The following is a 16,328-nucleotide window of genomic DNA, read 5'->3' on the forward strand; positions in this document are numbered from 1 at the left end:
CCCGAACCCCTGGAGCCCCCTTGAAGAAGTCCGCCCGCATCGCCGCGCTCACCGGGGCGTCCGCAGTCGCGCTCTCCCTGATCGCCGCGCCCGCCTACGCCCTCGCCTCCGACGTCGGCGACGGCGCCGCCGTCGACCCGAGCGGCTCGACCGCTGTGAGCGTCGGGGCGGCCGATGCCTCGTCGCCGGCGACCGAGGCTCCTGCCGCGTCCGAGCCGGCACCGGCGGAGTCCTCGTCGGTCGATGTCGAGCCGAGCGAGTCCGCCTCCGAGGTACCCGCCGAGACCCCGGCCGTCCCGGATCCCGCCACGTCCGATTCGGCACCGGCCGAGTCCTCGTCGGCCGGCGTCGAGTCGAGCGAGTCGGCGTCGTCAGCGCCCGTCGCGCCCCCCTTCGTCCCCGCCCCTCAAGGGTCCGCGCCGACCCTCCCCGGGACCGTGTCGTTCCCCGGTTCCCTGCCCTGGGACCTGCTGAACTGGGACGACCGCTGCGACAGCCCTCTCTCCTTGCTCAGCCTGGACCTCTGCTTCCCCTGGGTCGGGTCGATCCAGCCGCAGCCGATCGTCTCCTCGAGCATGCCGGCGATCCCGGATGAGGACGGCTGGATCTTGAACGGGTTGCAACCGGCCGTCCCCGCGACCACGCCGACCGGTACGCCCAGCGCGACCACCACGCCTGACGCGGCGACCACGGCGTCGCCGGCCGCGACCGCGAAGCCCGCCGTCGTTCCCGGTCCGGCGGCCTCGACCGTCGCCGTGCACCCCGCGGTGAGCGCGACCCCGGCTTCGCCGAGCCTCTGGCACCTCTCCAAGGACGGCGTCGTGCTCCACCTCAAGGGCCTGAAGAACACGAAGGTCGACATCGTCTGGAGCGGGAGCCAGAGCGGCGGCCTCTACCGGTCCGGCGTCTCTGTCGGCGCCTCCGGCACCCGGGACGTCGTCTTCGCGATGCCCGGCGCCACCGCCGACCGCTACTCGATCTCCGTCTGGGCGTCCGGCGCCGACCCGAGCGTCGCGTCGCCGCTGGCGAAGACCTCCTTCACGGTCAAGACCAACGCGAACGTCACGTGGGTCGCGACGCACCGCACCGCGACGGGCGAGCAGCTCCGTGTCACGGCGAAGCGCTTCTCGGCCACGGCGAACGGCGACCGAGGCGGCTGGGTCGGCTGGACCGGCGAGTCCATCGCCTTCCAGGTGAAGACCGCAGCCGGCTGGAAGACCGTCGCCACCGACGTCGCCGACAGCAGCGGCGTCGCCGAGGTGACCGTGCCGGTGCACGACGCGCAGCTCCTGCGCGCGGTGGCCGCGAGCACGAGCAGCACCGTCGGCGACTGGACCGAGCACCGCCTGCACGGCTGATCGGGGTCCTCGAACGGCGGCGGCGGTCCCTCCTGGGCCGCCGCCGCTGACCATTGTGGCGCCGCCCGTAGAATCGTCGGCGGCATTTCCGCATCCGATCCGCTCCCCGAGGAGGTTCACGTGTCCGGGCACTCCAAGTGGGCGACCACCAAGCACAAGAAGGCGGTCATCGACGCCCGCCGCGCGAAGTCCTTCGCGAAGCTCATCAAGAACATCGAGGTGGCCGCGAAGATCGGCGGCGCCGACCTCTCCGGCAACCCGACCCTCGTCGACGCCGTGCAGAAGGCGAAGAAGACCTCGGTGCCGAACGACAACATCGACCGCGCCATCAAGCGCGGCGCCGGCCTCACCGGCGAGTCGATCGACTACCAGAACATCACCTACGAGGGCTACGGCCCGAACGGCGTCGCCCTCCTCATCGAGTGCCTCACCGACAACCGCAACCGCGCCGCGGCCGAGGTGCGCACGGCGATGAGCCGCAACGGCGGCACCATGGCCGACCCGGGTTCGGTCGCCTACAACTTCACCCGCAAGGGCGTCATCCGGGTCGAGAAGACCGACGGGCTCTCCGAGGACGACGTGCTCGGCGCGGTCCTCGACGCCGGCGTCGAGGACGTCACCGACCGCGGCGAGGGCTTCGAGGTCGTCACAGAGCCGAGCGACCTCGTCGCCGCCCGGTCCGCCCTGCAGTCGGCGGGTATCGACTACGAGTCCGCCGACGTCGAGTTCGTGCCGGGCGTCAGCGTCGAGATCGACGACGTCGACCTCGCCCGCCGTGTGCTGCGCCTCGTCGACGCGCTCGAGGACAGCGACGACGTGCAGAACGTCTACGCGAACTTCGAGCTGTCCGGCGAGGTCGAGGCCGCGCTCGACGAGGAGTAGCCGCTCCATGCGGGTCCTCGGGGTCGACCCGGGTCTCACGCGGTGCGGCGTCGGTGTCGTCGACGTCGCCCCCGACCGCACCGCGCGCCTGGTGCACGTCGAGGTCATCCGCACGTCGCCCGAGCTCGCCCTCGAGCAGCGGCTGCTCACCGTCGGCCGCGCGCTCGCCGTGCTGCTCGACGAGCACCGCCCCGAGGCGTTCGCCATCGAGCGGGTGTTCGCGCAGCACAACGTGCGCACGGTGATGGGCATCGCGCAGATCAGCGGCATCGCCCTGCACCTCGCCGCCGAGCGCGGGCTGCGCGTCGGGCTGCACACCCCGAGCGAGGTGAAGGCGGCCGTCACGGGCTACGGCGCCGCCGACAAGGCGCAGGTCACGGCGATGGTCACCCGCGTGCTCGGCCTCGAGGTCGCCCCGAAGCCCGCCGACGCGGCGGACGCGCTCGCGATCGCCATCTGCCACGCGTGGCGCGGCGGTCCGGCGTCCGCGCCGGCAGGGTCCGACGCGGCGATGACGCCGGCGCAGCGCGCGTGGCGCGCGGCGGAGGCCGCGACCCGCGCCCGCTGAGGATCCGCCGACGGGCGGGTACGGCCGTCCCGGGCGGGAGGAGTCGCCCGCATCGGCCGAGGACGCCCGTGCTCACACCGGAGCCGCCCGTCATCCGCGCTGAGGTGCGGTCCGGCGACGGATACTGGACCCGGCGCCACTGACGGGAAGCAGCGGCGCCCGGTTGTGACGCGACGCGTGCCTCGGACCGGGAGGCCGGGCGCTCGCACGCGCCCGGCCGGACTGTCAACGACGTCGGTGAGGCGCTCGCGCATCACGGACCGATCAACGCGGGGGACCGTCATGCCGTCGTATCGAGTCGTCCTGACGCTGGGGCGCATCCATCCGGGAGCGAACGCGCAGGCGGTGCTGCCGCGGGCGGCCACCGCCGTCGAGCAGCTCGCGGTCGTCGAGGCGCGGTCGGTCGGCGTCGTGAAGGGACGCGGTCAGGCGATCGTCCGGTTCGAGGCCGCCGACGACGGCTCCGCGCGTCCCGTCGCGCGGGCCGCGGCCGAGGCGGCCGGCACCGAGGCGGAGATCCTCGAGGTGCAGCTGCGGCGCCAAGCGGGGACCCGCTGGTCGCTCGTGGCCGCCGCGTGACGCCGGCAGTGCTCGAAGGAGTGTTCGACACGCCGGGCGTCGCTGTCGGCGGTGTCGTCACCTCCGCCTACCGTTGAGAGCATGATCGCGTCGCTCCGGGGAACCGTGCTCGAGGCGGCCGGGTCGACCCTCGTGGTCGAGGTCGCCGGCGTGGGCTACGCCGTCACCGTGACGCCGGAGCACGCCCTGTCGGTACGCACCGGCGAGCTGGTGCTCCTGCACACGGCGATGGTCGTCCGGGAGGACGACATGTCGCTCTTCGGCTTCCAGAACCGCGAGCAGCTCGCCGTGTTCGACCTGCTCCGCGGGGTCACCGGTGTCGGCCCGAAGTCCGCGATCGGCGTGCTCGCGGCGCTGTCGCCCGCCGAGATCGCGCAGGCCGTGGCCGAGGACGACGACGCGGTCTTCCGCAAGGTGTCCGGCATCGGTCCGAAGACCGCGAAGCTCATCGTCGTCTCGCTCACGGGCAAGCTCGCGCACGTCCGCTTCGCCGCGCCCGTGCCGGTGCCGGCGTCGCGCGGTGAGGACGTCCTCGTCGCCCTCGTCGGCCTCGGCTACACCGAGCGGGACGCGAAGGCGGTGGTCGACGACGTGCTCGCCGCGCGTCCAGACGAGCGGCAGACGCCCGTGCTCCTCCGCGCCGCCCTCGCGCTGCTCGGCCCGCAGGCGGTCCGGTGACCGTCCGCCCCACGCCCGAGTCCGAGGCCGAGCTCGCCTTCGAGGGCGCGCTCCGGCCCCGCACCCTCGGCGAGTTCGTCGGCCAGGCGAAGGTCCGCGGACAGCTGCAGGTGCTGCTCGAGGCGGCGCGGCTGCAGAACCGCACCCCGGACCACATCCTGCTCGCCGGCCCACCCGGACTCGGCAAGACGACCCTCGCGATGATCGTCGCCGAGGAGTCGGGCCGGCCGCTGCGCATGTCGAGCGGCCCCGCCATCCAGCACGCCGGCGACCTGGCGGCGGTCCTCTCGTCGCTCACGCCGGGCGAGATCCTCTTCATCGACGAGATCCACCGCATGGCGCGCAGCGCCGAGGAGATGCTCTACCTCGCGATGGAGGACTTCCGCATCGACATCATGGTCGGCAAGGGCGCCGGCGCGACGTCGATCCCGCTCGACCTCGCGCCGTTCACCCTCGTCGGCGCGACCACGCGCTCCGGCCTGCTGCCGAACCCGCTCCGCGACCGCTTCGGCTTCACCGCCCACCTCGAGTTCTACGAGACCGGCGAGCTCGAGCAGGTGCTCGACCGCGCGGCGCGGCTCCTCGACCTGCCGATCGACCGCGACGCCCTCCGTGAGATCGCCGGCCGCAGCCGTGGCACGCCGCGCATCGCGAACCGGCTGCTGCGCCGCGTCCGCGATTTCGCGCTCGTGCGCGGCGGCTCGCCCGACTCCGAGGCCGTGCACGCCGCGCTCGAGCTGTACGACGTCGACGCGCGCGGGCTCGACCGCCTCGACCGTGCGGTGCTCGACGCGATCCTCGTCCGGTTCGACGGCGGACCGGTCGGCCTCGGCACGCTCGCGGCGAGCGTGGGGGAGGAGCCCGAGACCATCGAGTCGGTCGTCGAGCCGTTCCTCGTGCGCATGGGGCTCGTCGCCCGCACCCCCCGCGGCCGCATCGCGACGGCCTCCGCCTGGCGGCACGCGGGCAAGGCGCCGCTCGAGGCCGCGCAGGCCCTGTTCGACGACCCGGTATGATCGCCGCACCCGGCGAGATGCGCCGGGCCGCCGATCCACGGGTCCCCTGCGCGCTGCGGGTGCGGGCCGGATCGTCCCCCAGACTCCGGAAGGCATGACCATGCAGCCCACCACCCTGCTCTTCTACGGGGCGATCATCCTGATCGTCGTCCTCTTCATGTTCCGCAACGGCCGCAAGCGCCAGCGCGACGCCGCGGCGCTCACGGAGAGCCTCAAGCCGGGCGCCGAGATCATGACGAGCTCGGGCATCTTCGGCACGGTCGAGTCCGTCGACGACGCCGAGAACCGCATCGTGCTGCGCACCGGTCCCGGCTCCACGCTCACGATCCACCGTCAGGCGGTCGGCCGCGTCGTGACGCCGGTCGTCGACGAGGCCGCTCCCGAGCCGGTGCTGCTCGACGACGCGGCCGCCGAGCCCGAGTTCGGCCAGCGGGTGCAGGGTGAGCCCGAGCAGCAGGACGTGCCGCCGGCCCCCGCCCGCCGCGCCTCCGAGCAGCCGCGCGACTAGCGGTTAGTCTTCTTCGCGCCCGCCGCCCTCCGCGGCGGCTGCAGGCGTGCGCGCATCGCGGCGCCGTACCCCGGCGGAACCGCCGCCTCCGTAGACCCGAGGGAACGTAGTGGCCAAAGCCCTGACCCCGCAGCGCCGGGCGCGCCGCTCGCTCGTCGGCCTGGTGGTGCTCGTGCTCGCCCTCGTCGCCCTGAACGCCGTCGGTGTGCTCCTCGCGCCGGGCAGCACGTTCACCGCGAAGGTGGCCTCCGCGGTGCCGAAGCTCGGCCTCGACCTCGAGGGCGGCACCCAGATCATCCTCAAGGCGCAGAGCGACAACGGCAAGCCGCCGACCAGCGACCAGCTGAACCAGTCCGTCGCGATCATCCGCCAGCGCGTCGACGCGGGCGGCATCAGCGAGGCGCAGATCAGCACCTCCGGGGCCGACAACATCATCGTGTCGCTGCCGGGCAAGCCCAGCCAGGCGACCATCGACAGCGTCAAGTCGAGCGCCCGCATGGACTTCCGGCCCGTGCTCGTCACGAGCGCGGTGAGCACCTCGAGCGTCGGCAAGAAGGGCGCCTACACACCGCCCGCGTCGCTCGCGACCACGCCCTCGGCGAAGCCGACGAGCGGCAGCGACCTCGCGCAGGTCACGCCCTACCTCGCGGACCTCTACCGGAACTACCGCTGCAGCCAGGACACCGGCGCCGCCGCGGCGCCGCAGTCGAAGCCGCTCGTCACCTGCGACCCGAGCGGCACCGCCAAGTACCTGCTCGGGCCCGTCGAGGTGCAGGGCAAGCACATCTCGAACGCGACGAGCGGTCTGCGCACCACGAGCCAGGGCGCGACGACGGGGGAGTGGGTCGTCAACCTGTCCTTCGACGGCACGGGCACGAACCAGTTCGGCAAGGTCTCCACGCGGCTCGTGTCGCTGACGCCGCCGCAGAACCAGTTCGCCATCGTGCTCGACGGCAGGGTCATCTCCGCCCCGTCGGTGAACTCGGCGATCACGAACGGCCGTGCCGAGATCAGCGGCAGCTTCACCCAGGACTCCGCGAAGTCGCTGGCCGACCAGCTGAAGTTCGGCGCCCTGCCGGTCAGCTTCGCGGTGCAGAGCCAGGACACGATCTCGGCGACGCTCGGCTCGCAGCAGCTGCTGAGCGGGCTGCTCGCCGGTCTGATCGGCCTCGTGCTCGTGGTGGGCTACTCGCTGCTGCAGTACCGCACCCTGGGCCTCGTGACCATCGGGTCCCTGGTCGTCTCGGCGCTGCTCACCTACCTCGTCGTCGACTTCCTGTCGTGGCGTGAGGGCTACCGCCTGTCGCTCGCCGGCGTCGCGGGCCTCATCGTCTCGATCGGTATCACCGCCGACTCGTTCATCGTCTACTTCGAGCGCATCCGCGACGAGCTGCGCGAGGGCAAGGCCCTCGTCGGCGCCGTCGAAGCGGGCTGGCGCCGCGCGATCCGCACCGTGCTCGCCTCCGACGGCGTGAACCTGCTCGCCGCCGCCGTGCTCTACGTGCTCGCGATCGGTGACGTGCGCGGCTTCGCGCTCACGCTCGGCATCACGACGATCATCGACGTCGTCGTGGTCAGCCTGTTCACGCACCCGCTGCTGCAGCTGATCGCCCGGCGCCCGTTCTTCGCCGAGGGTCACCGCTTCTCCGGCCTCGACCCGCGCGCGCTCGGCGCCGTCTACCGCGGCCGCGGCTCGTTCCGCTCGCCCGCGCCCGCCGCCGCGCTCCGCAGCCGCGGCGAGGCGCAGCGCCGACAGACCATCGCCGAGCGCAAGGCCGCCCAGGGCGGCACCGCGATCGGCACCATCGAGCGGCCCGACGGCCGGGAGGACCGCGACTGATGGCGAGCTTCACGCGCTTCGGCAACGACCTCTACACGGGTCGGCGGTCGATCGACTTCATCGGCAAGCGCCGCCTCTGGTACGTGATCGCGGCGCTCGCGATCGTGCTCTCGATCGTGGTGCCGTTCCTCCGCGGCGGCTTCCACTTCGGCATCGAGTTCACCGGCGGCTCGCAGTACACGGTCTCGCACCCGGCGACGCTCGATCAGTCCCCGGCGAAGGCCGCGGTGCAGTCGGTGGTCCCGACCCTCGCGCCCGAGATCGCGGTCGTGGGCGGGAACTCGGTGCGGGTGCAGACCGCGCAGCTGACCTCGAGCCAGAGCGAGCAGGTGCGGGGCGCGCTCGCGAAGGCCTACCGGGTCTCCACGGATGATGTCGCCTTCTCCTTCATCGGGGCGACGTGGGGCCAGGACATCTCCGCGAGCGCCGTCCGCGGTCTCGTCATCTTCCTCGTGCTCGTCGCGCTCGTGATGGCGCTCTACTTCCGCACCTGGAAGATGTCGGTCTCCGCGCTCATCGCGCTCGCGCACGACCTCATCCTCACCGCGGGCATCTACGGCATCGTCGGCTTCGAGGTGACGCCCGCCGCGGTCATCGGCTTCCTCACGATCCTCGGCTACTCGCTCTACGACACCGTCGTGGTGTTCGACAAGGTCCGTGAGAACACGCGGCGCATGACGGCCGACGACCGCCGCACCTTCGCCGAGACGGTGAACCTCGCGGTCAACCAGACCCTCGTGCGCTCGATCAACACGTCGATCGTCGCGCTGCTGCCGATCGCGGGCATCCTCTTCATCGGTGCGCTCGTGCTCGGCGCCGGCACGCTGCGCGACATCTCGCTCGCGCTGTTCATCGGCATCATCGTCGGCACCTACTCGACGATCTTCCTCGCCGCCCCGATCTACACCGACCTGCGCTCCACGGAACCGGCGATCCGGATGCGGACGCAGCGGACCCTCACCGCCCGGGCGCGCGCGTAGCCGTCCGGCGGGGGAGTTCGCCGACGGCGTGCGCAGGCCGGACCGCCCGCGGAAGGCCGGGAACCGCCCCGATGTTACGGTTCACCGAAGGGGGTGCTCGTGACCGAGACGCGTGAGGCAGCGCCGACCACGGCGTCGCTGCGGCGCCGTGTGCCGCGGCTCTTCATGCGGTCGCAGAAGGCCGGCGCGGTCGAGGCCCTCATCCGCACCGTGCGTACGCACCATCCGCGCGCCGACACGGCCGTGATCGAGCGCGCCTACGCCACGGCCGAGCGGGCCCACTCCGGCCAGCTGCGCAAGAGCGGCGAGCCCTACATCACGCATCCGCTCGCGGTGTCGCAGATCCTCGCCGACCTCGGCATCGGTCCGCGCGGCATCGCGGCCGCCCTGCTGCACGACACGGTCGAGGACACCGACTACACGCTCGACGAGCTGCGCGCCGACTTCGGCGACGAGGTGGCGCTGCTCGTCGACGGCGTCACGAAGCTCGACAAGCTGAAGTACGGCGACTCCGCCCAGGCCGAGACCGTGCGGAAGATGGTCATCGCCATGTCGAAGGACGTGCGCGTGCTGATCATCAAGCTCGCCGACCGCCTGCACAACGCGCGCACGTGGGGCTTCGTGCCGGCGGAGAGCGCGCAGCGCAAGGCGAAGGAGACGCTCGAGATCTACGCGCCGCTCGCGCACCGGCTCGGCATCCAGACCATCAAGCTCGAGCTCGAAGACCTCTCGTTCGCGGTGCTCTACCCGAAGCTCTACCTCGAGATCGAGTCGCTCGTGCGCCGGCGCACGCCGCAGCGCGAGGAGTTCGTCGCCGACGTCATCAGCCAGGTCACCGAGGACCTGCGGGCCGCGCGCATCAAGGGCAAGGTGATGGGCCGCCCGAAGCAGTACTACTCGATCTACCAGAAGATGATCGTGCGCGGTCGCGAGTTCGAGGAGATCTACGACCTCACCGGCATCCGCGTGATCGTCGAGAGCCTGCGCGACTGCTACGCCGTGCTCGGTGCGATCCACGCCCGCTGGACGCCGGTGCCGGGGCGGTTCAAGGACTACATCGCCACACCGAAGTTCAACCTGTACCAGTCGCTGCACACGACCGTGCTCGGACCGGAGGGTCGGCCGGTCGAGATCCAGATCCGCACGCAGGAGATGCACCAGCGCGCCGAGTTCGGTGTCGCGGCGCACTGGAAGTACAAGGAGCAGGTCACGGGCGGTCGCTCCGGCGATCGCGGCCTCGGCGACGACACCGAGATGGCGTGGCTCGCCCACCTCTCCGACTGGGAGTCCGAGACCGCCGACCCGCGCGAGTTCCTCGAGGGCCTCCGCTTCGAGATCGGCGCGAAGGAGGTGTACGTCTTCACCCCGAAGGGCAAGGTCATCGGCCTGCCCGCGGGCGCGACCCCGGTCGACTTCGCCTACGCCGTGCACACCGACGTGGGTCACCGCACGATGGGCGCCAAGGTGAACGGGCGGCTCGTGCCGCTCGACTCGTCGCTCGCCTCGGGCGACGTGGTCGAGATCTTCACCTCGAAGAACCCCGACTCGGGTCCGAGCAAGGACTGGCTGCAGTTCGTCCGCAGCCCGCGGGCGCGGGCGAAGATCCGCCAGTGGTTCACCAAGGAGCGCCGCGACGAGGCGATCGAGCAGGGCAAGGACGCCATCGCCCGGGCGATGCGCAAGCAGAACCTGCCGCTGCAGAAGCTCGTCTCCCAGGACGGGCTCGCCGCCATCGCCACGTCGATGCGCTACGAGGACGTCTCGGCGCTCTACGCGGCGATCGGTGAGGGGCACGTCTCGACGCAGTCGGTGATCGAGCGCGTGCTGCAGCAGCTGCAGGGCACGCAAGAGGCCGACGAGCCCGAGTTCGAGGCGCCCACCACCGGCAAGCAGCGCGTCATGCGCACGAGCGACTCCGGTGTGCTCGTGCGCGGCGCGCCCGACATCCTGGTGAAGCTCGCGAAGTGCTGCACGCCGGTTCCGGGTGACGAGATCGTCGGCTTCGTGACGCGCGGCGCCGGTGTGTCGGTGCACCGCTCCGACTGCAACAACGTCGCCTCGCTCACCCGTGAGCCCGAGCGGATGGTCGAGGTCGAGTGGGCGCCGACCTCGCAGAGCGTGTTCCTCGTGCAGATCCAGGTCGAGGCGCTGGACCGCGCCGGCCTGCTGTCCGACGTCACGCGGGTGCTGTCGGAGCACCACGTGAACATCCTCTCCGCGACGGTGTCGACCTCGACCGACCGCCTCGCGCTGTCGCGCTTCCTGTTCGAGATGGGCGACACGACGCACCTCGACCGGGTGCTCAACGCGGTGCGTCGCATCGACGCCGTCTACGACGTGTACAGGGTCAGCGCGGGCTAGGCCGCGCTGACCGACGAGTGCGGGCCGGCGAGCCGGCACGGGGCGCGATGACGCCCTCGCCCGCAGTCGCGCAGCCGGTCGATCCCGCGGCGCTTGCCGGGCAGGATCGGCGCGACCTCGAGCAGGGCGGCGGCGTCGCAGGGCTGCACATCGGCGAGCGCGAGCAGCGCGAGCACCGAGAGCCGCTCGCTCTCGCCGAACTCGTCCTCGAGCCGCGCGAGGTCGAGCGCGGTGCGCAGCGGCGTCGTCACCCGCAGCCCCGCGATCAGGGCGACGTCGCCGGGGGAGAGCAGCACCTCCCGCGGGGGCACCGCGAGCACGCGCGTGCGGACCCCGTCGTTGCGGTCGACGGTGAATCGGAACGGCGGCGCGGGCAGGTCGCCCGCGCCGTGCACCCAGGCCGCCAGCCGGTCGGCGGCGACGAGGTCGTAGCGGGCCGCCTCGGGCGCGAGCACCGCGGCGCGCAGCGCGGCATCGATCGGCTCGTCGAGGGCGACGACCGCCGGCCCGAGCGGCAGGCAGTCGCCGTCGAGCCGGAGCGCCGAGAGCTCGGCTTCGGCGAACAGGGCGGTGTCGAGCAGCGCTGGCAGATGCACGCGGACAGGGTGCCGCGTGCGCAGCGGTGCTGATCGCTGCACCCGGGGCCTGTGGACAACCGCCGCAGGCGTCGTGCCCTGGGGAGGATCAGCCGATCGCGTCGAGCCAGATGCGGCGCGCGTTCAACGCGTCCTCCGCGTCCTTGATGCGGCGGGCGTCGCCGGCGGCGCGCGCCTCGTCGAGCTCGGACTCGAGCTTGCCGATGGCCGCGCTGAGCTGCGCCGCGAGACCCTCGGAGCGTGCCTTGACCTCGGGATCGGTGCGGCGCCAGTGCTCCTGCTCGAGCTTGCCGACCGCCTGCTCGATGCGCCGGAGCCGCTCCTCGAGGGGCCGCACCTGCTCGCGCGGCACGCGGCCCGCGGCGTCCCACCGGCGCTGGATGCCTGTGAGCGTGCGGCGGGCCTCCTGCGGGTCGGTCGCCTGCAGCAGGGGCTCGGCCTCGTCGAGGAGCGCGAGCTTGACCGTGAGGTTCTCGCCGTACTCGGCGTCCTGCACGCTCTGCTCCGCGGCGCGTGCCTGGTAGACGGCGTCGCCGGCGGCACGGAAGCGGGCCCAGAGCGCGTCGTCGGCCTTCCGGCCGGCCCGGCCGGCGCGCTTCCACTCGTCGAGCAGGCCGCGGTACTGGTTGATCGTGTCGCCGCCGCCGCTGCCGGCGAGGGCCTCGGCCCGCTGCACGAGCCGCTCCTTCACCTCGCGTGCTGCGGACTGCACGCCGTCGAGCTCGGCGAAGTAGGCGCGACGCTGGCTGTCGATGCTCGAGCGGGCGTCGCGGAATCGCTTCCACAGCTCGTTCGACTCGCCCTTCGGCAGGCGGGCGCTCGAGCGCTGCGCCTCCTGCCAGCGGGCGAACAGCGCGTCCATCGCCTGGCCGGTGGCCTTCCACTGCACGCTCGCGGGGTCGCGGGCGGCGAGGGCCTCGGCCTCCTCGACGATCGCGACGCGGTCGGCGCGGGCGGCGTCGACCTGCGCGCGGTGCTCCTCGGAGCGCTTCGCGGAGAGGTCCTCGACGGTGCCGCCGAGCGCGCCGAGCCGGTCGCGGAGCGACTGCAGGTCGCCGACCGCGCTCGCGGTCTCGAGCGTGTCGTGCAGCCGCGCGACGGCCTTCGCGATGTCGGCGGGCGGGGCGCCGCGGCGGGCGCGCTGCTCGAGCAGCCCCACCTGTGCGGCGAGGTCGGCGAACTTGCGCTCGTAGTAGGCGAGCGCCTCATCGGCCGGGGCATCGGGGTACTCGCCGACCTGGCGCTCGACGCCACGGTCGCGGACGAACACGGCTCCGGACTCGTCGACCCGGCCCCACGGGTGGTCGCCCGACGCGGGTGCGGCGGCAGACGTCGGCCCGGGGACCTCGGACGCGCCCGTGCCGTCCTCAGCCGTGGTCTCGTCGCTCGCTGCGGGGGCGTCGGCCTCGGACACGACGGCGTCCGGCTCGGGCTCGGCGCTCCCCGGCTCGGAGGCAGTGGCCTCCGGCTCGGGCTCGGCGCTCTCCGCCTCGGCGGCGGCCGCCTCCGGCTCGGCGACGGCCGCGTCGGGCTCGGCCACGGGCGCGTCGGGCTCGGTCGTCTCGGTCTCCACGGCGGCGTCGGCGCGCTCGATGGAGGCGTCGTCGCGCTCGGCGGACGGATCAGGCGTCGTCACGGTGCTCCCCTCGACGGTGCAGCCTATTGCACCCCCGGGGGCGCGCATCCGGGCCTACTTGACGGTGACGGCGGTGATCTTCGTCGGCACCTTGGGCTTCCCGTCGTTCGTGCCGTTGTCGGTGCCCTTGCTCGTGATCGCCGACCGGAGGCCGGGCAGGCCGCTCGTCACGTGGCCGAACACCGTGTAGCCGCCTGCGGCGTCGTTCGGGAAGCCGCTCGTGCTGTAGACGAGGAAGAACTGGCTGCCCTGGCTGTCGGCGTTGCCGCCGACGCGGGCCATCGCGAGGTCGCCGGTCGGATAGATCTGGTTCTTGGGGGCGTTCTCGATGGGGCCGAACGAGTACCCGGGACCGCCGGTGCCGTCGCCCTTCGGGTCGCCGCACTGCAGCACGTGCGAGCTGCCGGTGGTGAGCCGGTGGCAGGTGAGGCCGGTGTAGAAGCCCTTCTTCACGAGGCTCACGAAGTTCGCGACCGCCTGCGGAGCCGCCTTGCCGTCGAGCGTGAAGCCGAGCCGCACCGAGTCGAGGGTGATGCTCCCGGTCCAGGTGCGGTTCTCGGACAGCGCCTTCGGCGGCACCGTCGCGGTCGGCGTCGGGGTGGGCGTGGGTGCCGCGGTGGCGCTCGTCGTCGGCTTCGCCACCGGCTTGCCGGGCCCGACGGTCGCATAGGTGATCTGCGCGGCGGTGGCGAGGGCGAGCACGACGAGGAAGGCGATCAGGCCGATCAGCTCGTCGCGGCGGCGGCGCTTCCGGCGCTGGGCGTGCACCGCCTGCTTCGCCGCGTACTCGCGGGCGCGGCGGCGCGCCTCGCGGTCGGCGCGGTCGCGCGGGTTTCGTGCGGGCACGCGGCCTCCTGCAGCCTCGAGGGACCGCCCTGCGCGAGCGGCCCGGCGATCGGACGGCCGCCATCGTAGTGAGCGGACGCAGCGCGGCCACGGCGACGCCCTGTCGTGGCGCGGGCCTAGGGTTCGTTCTCGTGCAGGCGCAGGTCGGGTTGCGGTCGGGGCCGGTGCCCCTCGCCGTCCGCATGCGGCCGAAGTCGCTCGACGAGGTCGCCGGGCAGGCGCACCTGCTGCGGCCGGGGTCCCCGCTGCGGCGCCTCGCCTCGGCGAACGGCTCGACGGGCGCGGTCTCCGTGATCCTCTGGGGACCGCCGGGCACCGGCAAGACCACGCTGGCGCAGGCGATCGCCGGCAGCTCCGGCCGCCGGTTCGTCGAGCTGTCGGCCGTCACCGCGGGCGTCAAGGACGTGCGCGAGGTCATGGAGCAGGCGCGGACCAGCGCCGAGCTGTACGGGCTGTCGACGGTCCTCTTCCTCGACGAGATCCACCGGTTCACGAAGGCGCAGCAGGACGCCCTCCTGCCGGGAGTCGAGAACGGCTGGGTCACGCTCATCGCCGCGACGACCGAGAACCCGTCGTTCTCGGTGATCGCGCCGCTGCTCTCGCGCTCCCTGCTGCTCACGCTGCAGCCGCTGTCCGACGACGACCTGGGGCTGCTCGTCGACCGGGCCGTCGACGACCCGCGCGGGCTCGCGGGCCGGGTCGAGCTCGAGCCCGAGGCGCGCGAGGCGCTCGTGCGGCTCGCCTCCGGCGACGCCCGGCGCGCGCTCACGGCGCTCGAGGCGGCGAGCATCCTCGCCGTCGACGCCGAGGGGGAGCAGGAGAGCGGCGGCGACGAGGCGCCGAAGCCGCACGTCACCGCCGAGCTCGTCGCGACCGCGGTCGACCGGGCGCTGCTGCGGTACGACCGCGACGGCGACGAGCACTACGACGTCATCAGCGCCTTCATCAAGTCGGTGCGGGGCAGCGACGCCGACGCAGCGCTGCACTACCTCGCGCGCATGATCGAGGCGGGGGAGGATCCGCGGTTCATCGCCCGGCGCATCATGGTGCTCGCCGCCGAGGACATCGGTCTCGCCGACCCGCAGGCGCTGCCGCTCGCCGTCGCCGCGGCCGACGCGGTGCAGTTCCTCGGCATGCCGGAGGGGCGCATCCCGCTCGGCGAGGTGGTCGTGTACCTCGCGCTCGCGCCGAAGTCGAACGCCGCCTACCTGGCCATCGACGCGGCCATCGCCGACGTGCGCGCCGGCAACATCGGCCGGGTGCCGGTGCACCTCCGCGACGCGCACTACCCGGGCGCCAAGCGGCTCGGGCACGGCAAGGGGTACCGGTACGCGCACGACGGCGAGCACGGCGTCGTGGAGCAGCAGTACCCGCCCGACCCGCTCGTCGGGCGCGACTACTACCAGCCGACCGGCAACGGCTTCGAGCGCGAGACCGCGGCGCGCGTCGAGCGCCTGCGGCGCCGGATCCGCGGCGGATCAGAGGACCAGCCCGACGCCTGACGGTCAGCGCTGCGGCTGCTAGGATCGTCGGCGGCCTGGAGCGGGTCCATCGTGTCGTGCGGCTGCGACACCGGACGCGCGAGGGGATCGTGGTCTGTAGCCGACCGGTTCCCGCACAGCCCGACCCTCGCGATGCTTTCGCTCGCCTACGCGCGAGCGAGTCCGATCTCGAGTTCCTGGAAGGAACGCATGTCCACGAAGTCCCGCACCCGCGGCAAGGTCCGCCTCTCCCGCGCGCTCGGCGTCGCGCTCACCCCGAAGGCCGCGCGCTACCTCGAGAAGCGCCCGTACGCCCCCGGTGAGCACGGCCGCACGAAGCGCAAGGCCGACAGCGACTACGCCGTCCGCCTCCGCGAGAAGCAGCGCCTCCGCGCCCAGTACGGCCTGCGCGAGAAGCAGCTCCGCATCGTCTTCAACGAGGCGCGCCGCACCGCCGGCCTGACCGGTGAGAACCTCGTCGAGCTGCTCGAGCAGCGCCTCGACGCGCTCGTGCTCCGCGCCGGCTTCGCCCGCACCACGGCGCAGGCGCGCCAGCTGGTCGTGCACCGCCACATCCTGATCGACGGCAAGATCGTCGACCGCCCGAGCTTCCGCGTGAAGCCCGGCCAGCTCATCCACGTCAAGGAGAAGAGCGAGCAGCTCGAGCCCTTCCAGGTCGCGGCCGCGGGCGGTCACGCCGACGTCCTCGCCAAGGTGCCGGGCTACCTCGACGTGCAGATCGACCGCCTGCAGGCCCGCCTCACGCGCCGCCCGAAGCGCGCCGAGGTGCCGGTGCAGGTCGACGTCCAGCTCGTCGTCGAGTACTACGCCGCGCGCTGAGCGCGCTGGAGCATCGAAGGCGCCGTCCCCCAGGGGGCGGCGCCTTCGTCGTTCCTGAGCCGCGATCAGGCACTGTGGACGGATCCAGGCAGGAACGCCGTCGACCTGCCTGATCCCGGTGCCCGTGCCTGATCGCGGTCGCCGGCGAGACCCTCGACG

Annotated in this window: 15 protein-coding genes; 12 read left to right on the forward strand and 3 right to left on the reverse strand. The window is 72.9% G+C overall.

What is annotated here, in order from left to right; genetic code table 11:
• Window positions 1-20: 20 nt before the first annotated feature.
• The 10 genes from QDR37_RS10165 to QDR37_RS10210 all read left to right on the forward strand — a co-directional run bounded on the left by QDR37_RS10165 (window position 21) and on the right by QDR37_RS10210 (window position 10,770).
• Window positions 21-1,358 carry a hypothetical protein gene (locus QDR37_RS10165; protein WP_279713633.1) on the forward strand — a complete coding sequence of 446 codons (1,338 nt, stop codon included), beginning with the start codon at window positions 21-23 and terminating at the stop codon, window positions 1,356-1,358.
• 120 nt (window positions 1,359-1,478) lie between these two features.
• Window positions 1,479-2,240, forward strand: a complete 762-nt coding sequence (locus tag QDR37_RS10170) for a YebC/PmpR family DNA-binding transcriptional regulator (RefSeq protein ID WP_279713634.1) — start codon at window positions 1,479-1,481, stop codon at window positions 2,238-2,240.
• A 7-nt stretch (window positions 2,241-2,247) separates the two neighbouring features.
• Entirely contained in the window at window positions 2,248-2,808 is a 561-nt protein-coding gene (ruvC, locus tag QDR37_RS10175; RefSeq protein WP_279713635.1) for a crossover junction endodeoxyribonuclease RuvC, read from the forward strand.
• A gap of 282 nt (window positions 2,809-3,090) precedes the next feature.
• Entirely contained in the window at window positions 3,091-3,387 is a 297-nt protein-coding gene (locus tag QDR37_RS10180) for a hypothetical protein (protein ID WP_279713637.1), read from the forward strand.
• An 81-nt stretch (window positions 3,388-3,468) separates the two neighbouring features.
• On the forward strand, window positions 3,469-4,065 hold the full coding sequence (gene ruvA, locus QDR37_RS10185; protein WP_279713639.1) for a Holliday junction branch migration protein RuvA: 597 nt from the start codon (window positions 3,469-3,471) through the stop codon (window positions 4,063-4,065).
• A complete protein-coding gene (gene ruvB / locus QDR37_RS10190; protein ID WP_279713640.1) occupies window positions 4,062-5,081 on the forward strand; it encodes a Holliday junction branch migration DNA helicase RuvB in 1,020 nt (339 codons plus the stop codon). Before ruvA ends, ruvB begins: the two co-directional genes overlap by 4 nt.
• A 94-nt stretch (window positions 5,082-5,175) precedes the next feature.
• On the forward strand, window positions 5,176-5,589 hold the full coding sequence (gene yajC / locus QDR37_RS10195; protein ID WP_279713641.1) for a preprotein translocase subunit YajC: 414 nt from the start codon (window positions 5,176-5,178) through the stop codon (window positions 5,587-5,589).
• Between the two features lie 109 nt (window positions 5,590-5,698).
• Window positions 5,699-7,429 (forward strand): protein translocase subunit SecD, encoded by a 1,731-nt coding sequence (secD, locus tag QDR37_RS10200; RefSeq protein WP_279713642.1) that lies wholly within the window; start codon window positions 5,699-5,701, stop codon window positions 7,427-7,429.
• Window positions 7,429-8,409, forward strand: a complete 981-nt coding sequence (gene secF / locus QDR37_RS10205; RefSeq protein WP_279713643.1) for a protein translocase subunit SecF — start codon at window positions 7,429-7,431, stop codon at window positions 8,407-8,409. The genes secD and secF overlap by 1 nt, the downstream gene beginning before the upstream one ends.
• 165 nt (window positions 8,410-8,574) lie before the next feature.
• The gene (locus QDR37_RS10210; RefSeq protein WP_279714844.1) at window positions 8,575-10,770 is read left to right on the forward strand and encodes a bifunctional (p)ppGpp synthetase/guanosine-3',5'-bis(diphosphate) 3'-pyrophosphohydrolase; all 2,196 of its coding nucleotides are present in this window, start codon (window positions 8,575-8,577) and stop codon (window positions 10,768-10,770) included.
• Here QDR37_RS10210 and QDR37_RS10215 read toward each other — a convergent pair.
• The 3 genes from QDR37_RS10215 to QDR37_RS10225 all read right to left on the reverse strand — a co-directional run bounded on the left by QDR37_RS10215 (window position 10,767) and on the right by QDR37_RS10225 (window position 13,848).
• Window positions 10,767-11,366 (reverse strand): type IV toxin-antitoxin system AbiEi family antitoxin, encoded by a 600-nt coding sequence (locus tag QDR37_RS10215; RefSeq protein WP_279713644.1) that lies wholly within the window; start codon window positions 11,364-11,366, stop codon window positions 10,767-10,769. The genes QDR37_RS10210 and QDR37_RS10215 overlap by 4 nt on opposite strands.
• A gap of 88 nt (window positions 11,367-11,454) precedes the next feature.
• Window positions 11,455-13,002 carry a DUF349 domain-containing protein gene (locus QDR37_RS10220; protein WP_347882102.1) on the reverse strand — a complete coding sequence of 516 codons (1,548 nt, stop codon included), beginning with the start codon at window positions 13,000-13,002 and terminating at the stop codon, window positions 11,455-11,457.
• A 54-nt stretch (window positions 13,003-13,056) separates the two neighbouring features.
• Entirely contained in the window at window positions 13,057-13,848 is a 792-nt protein-coding gene (locus tag QDR37_RS10225) for a peptidylprolyl isomerase (protein ID WP_279713645.1), read from the reverse strand.
• Between the two features lie 182 nt (window positions 13,849-14,030).
• On the opposite strand from QDR37_RS10225, the gene QDR37_RS10230 reads away from it, so the two are divergent.
• Window positions 14,031-15,350, forward strand: a complete 1,320-nt coding sequence (locus QDR37_RS10230) for a replication-associated recombination protein A (RefSeq protein WP_279714846.1) — start codon at window positions 14,031-14,033, stop codon at window positions 15,348-15,350.
• A 189-nt stretch (window positions 15,351-15,539) separates the two neighbouring features.
• A complete protein-coding gene (gene rpsD / locus QDR37_RS10235) occupies window positions 15,540-16,169 on the forward strand; it encodes a 30S ribosomal protein S4 (RefSeq protein WP_279713646.1) in 630 nt (209 codons plus the stop codon).
• The last annotated feature ends 159 nt before the right edge of the window (window positions 16,170-16,328 follow it).

The organism is Amnibacterium sp. CER49 (assembly GCF_029846255.1).
Classification (GTDB): Bacteria; Actinomycetota; Actinomycetes; order Actinomycetales; family Microbacteriaceae; genus Amnibacterium.

Coding starts and splice junctions, on each gene's coding strand:
- yajC (WP_279713641.1), top strand. CDS start 5,176: ATGACCATGCAGCCCACCACCCTGCTCTTCTACGGGGCGATCATCCTG.
- secF (WP_279713643.1), top strand. CDS start 7,429: ATGGCGAGCTTCACGCGCTTCGGCAACGACCTCTACACGGGTCGGCGG.
- ruvC (WP_279713635.1), top strand. CDS start 2,248: ATGCGGGTCCTCGGGGTCGACCCGGGTCTCACGCGGTGCGGCGTCGGT.
- QDR37_RS10230 (WP_279714846.1), top strand. CDS start 14,031: ATGCGGCCGAAGTCGCTCGACGAGGTCGCCGGGCAGGCGCACCTGCTG.
- QDR37_RS10210 (WP_279714844.1), top strand. CDS start 8,575: ATGCGGTCGCAGAAGGCCGGCGCGGTCGAGGCCCTCATCCGCACCGTG.
- QDR37_RS10180 (WP_279713637.1), top strand. CDS start 3,091: ATGCCGTCGTATCGAGTCGTCCTGACGCTGGGGCGCATCCATCCGGGA.
- ruvA (WP_279713639.1), top strand. CDS start 3,469: ATGATCGCGTCGCTCCGGGGAACCGTGCTCGAGGCGGCCGGGTCGACC.
- rpsD (WP_279713646.1), top strand. CDS start 15,540: ATGTCCACGAAGTCCCGCACCCGCGGCAAGGTCCGCCTCTCCCGCGCG.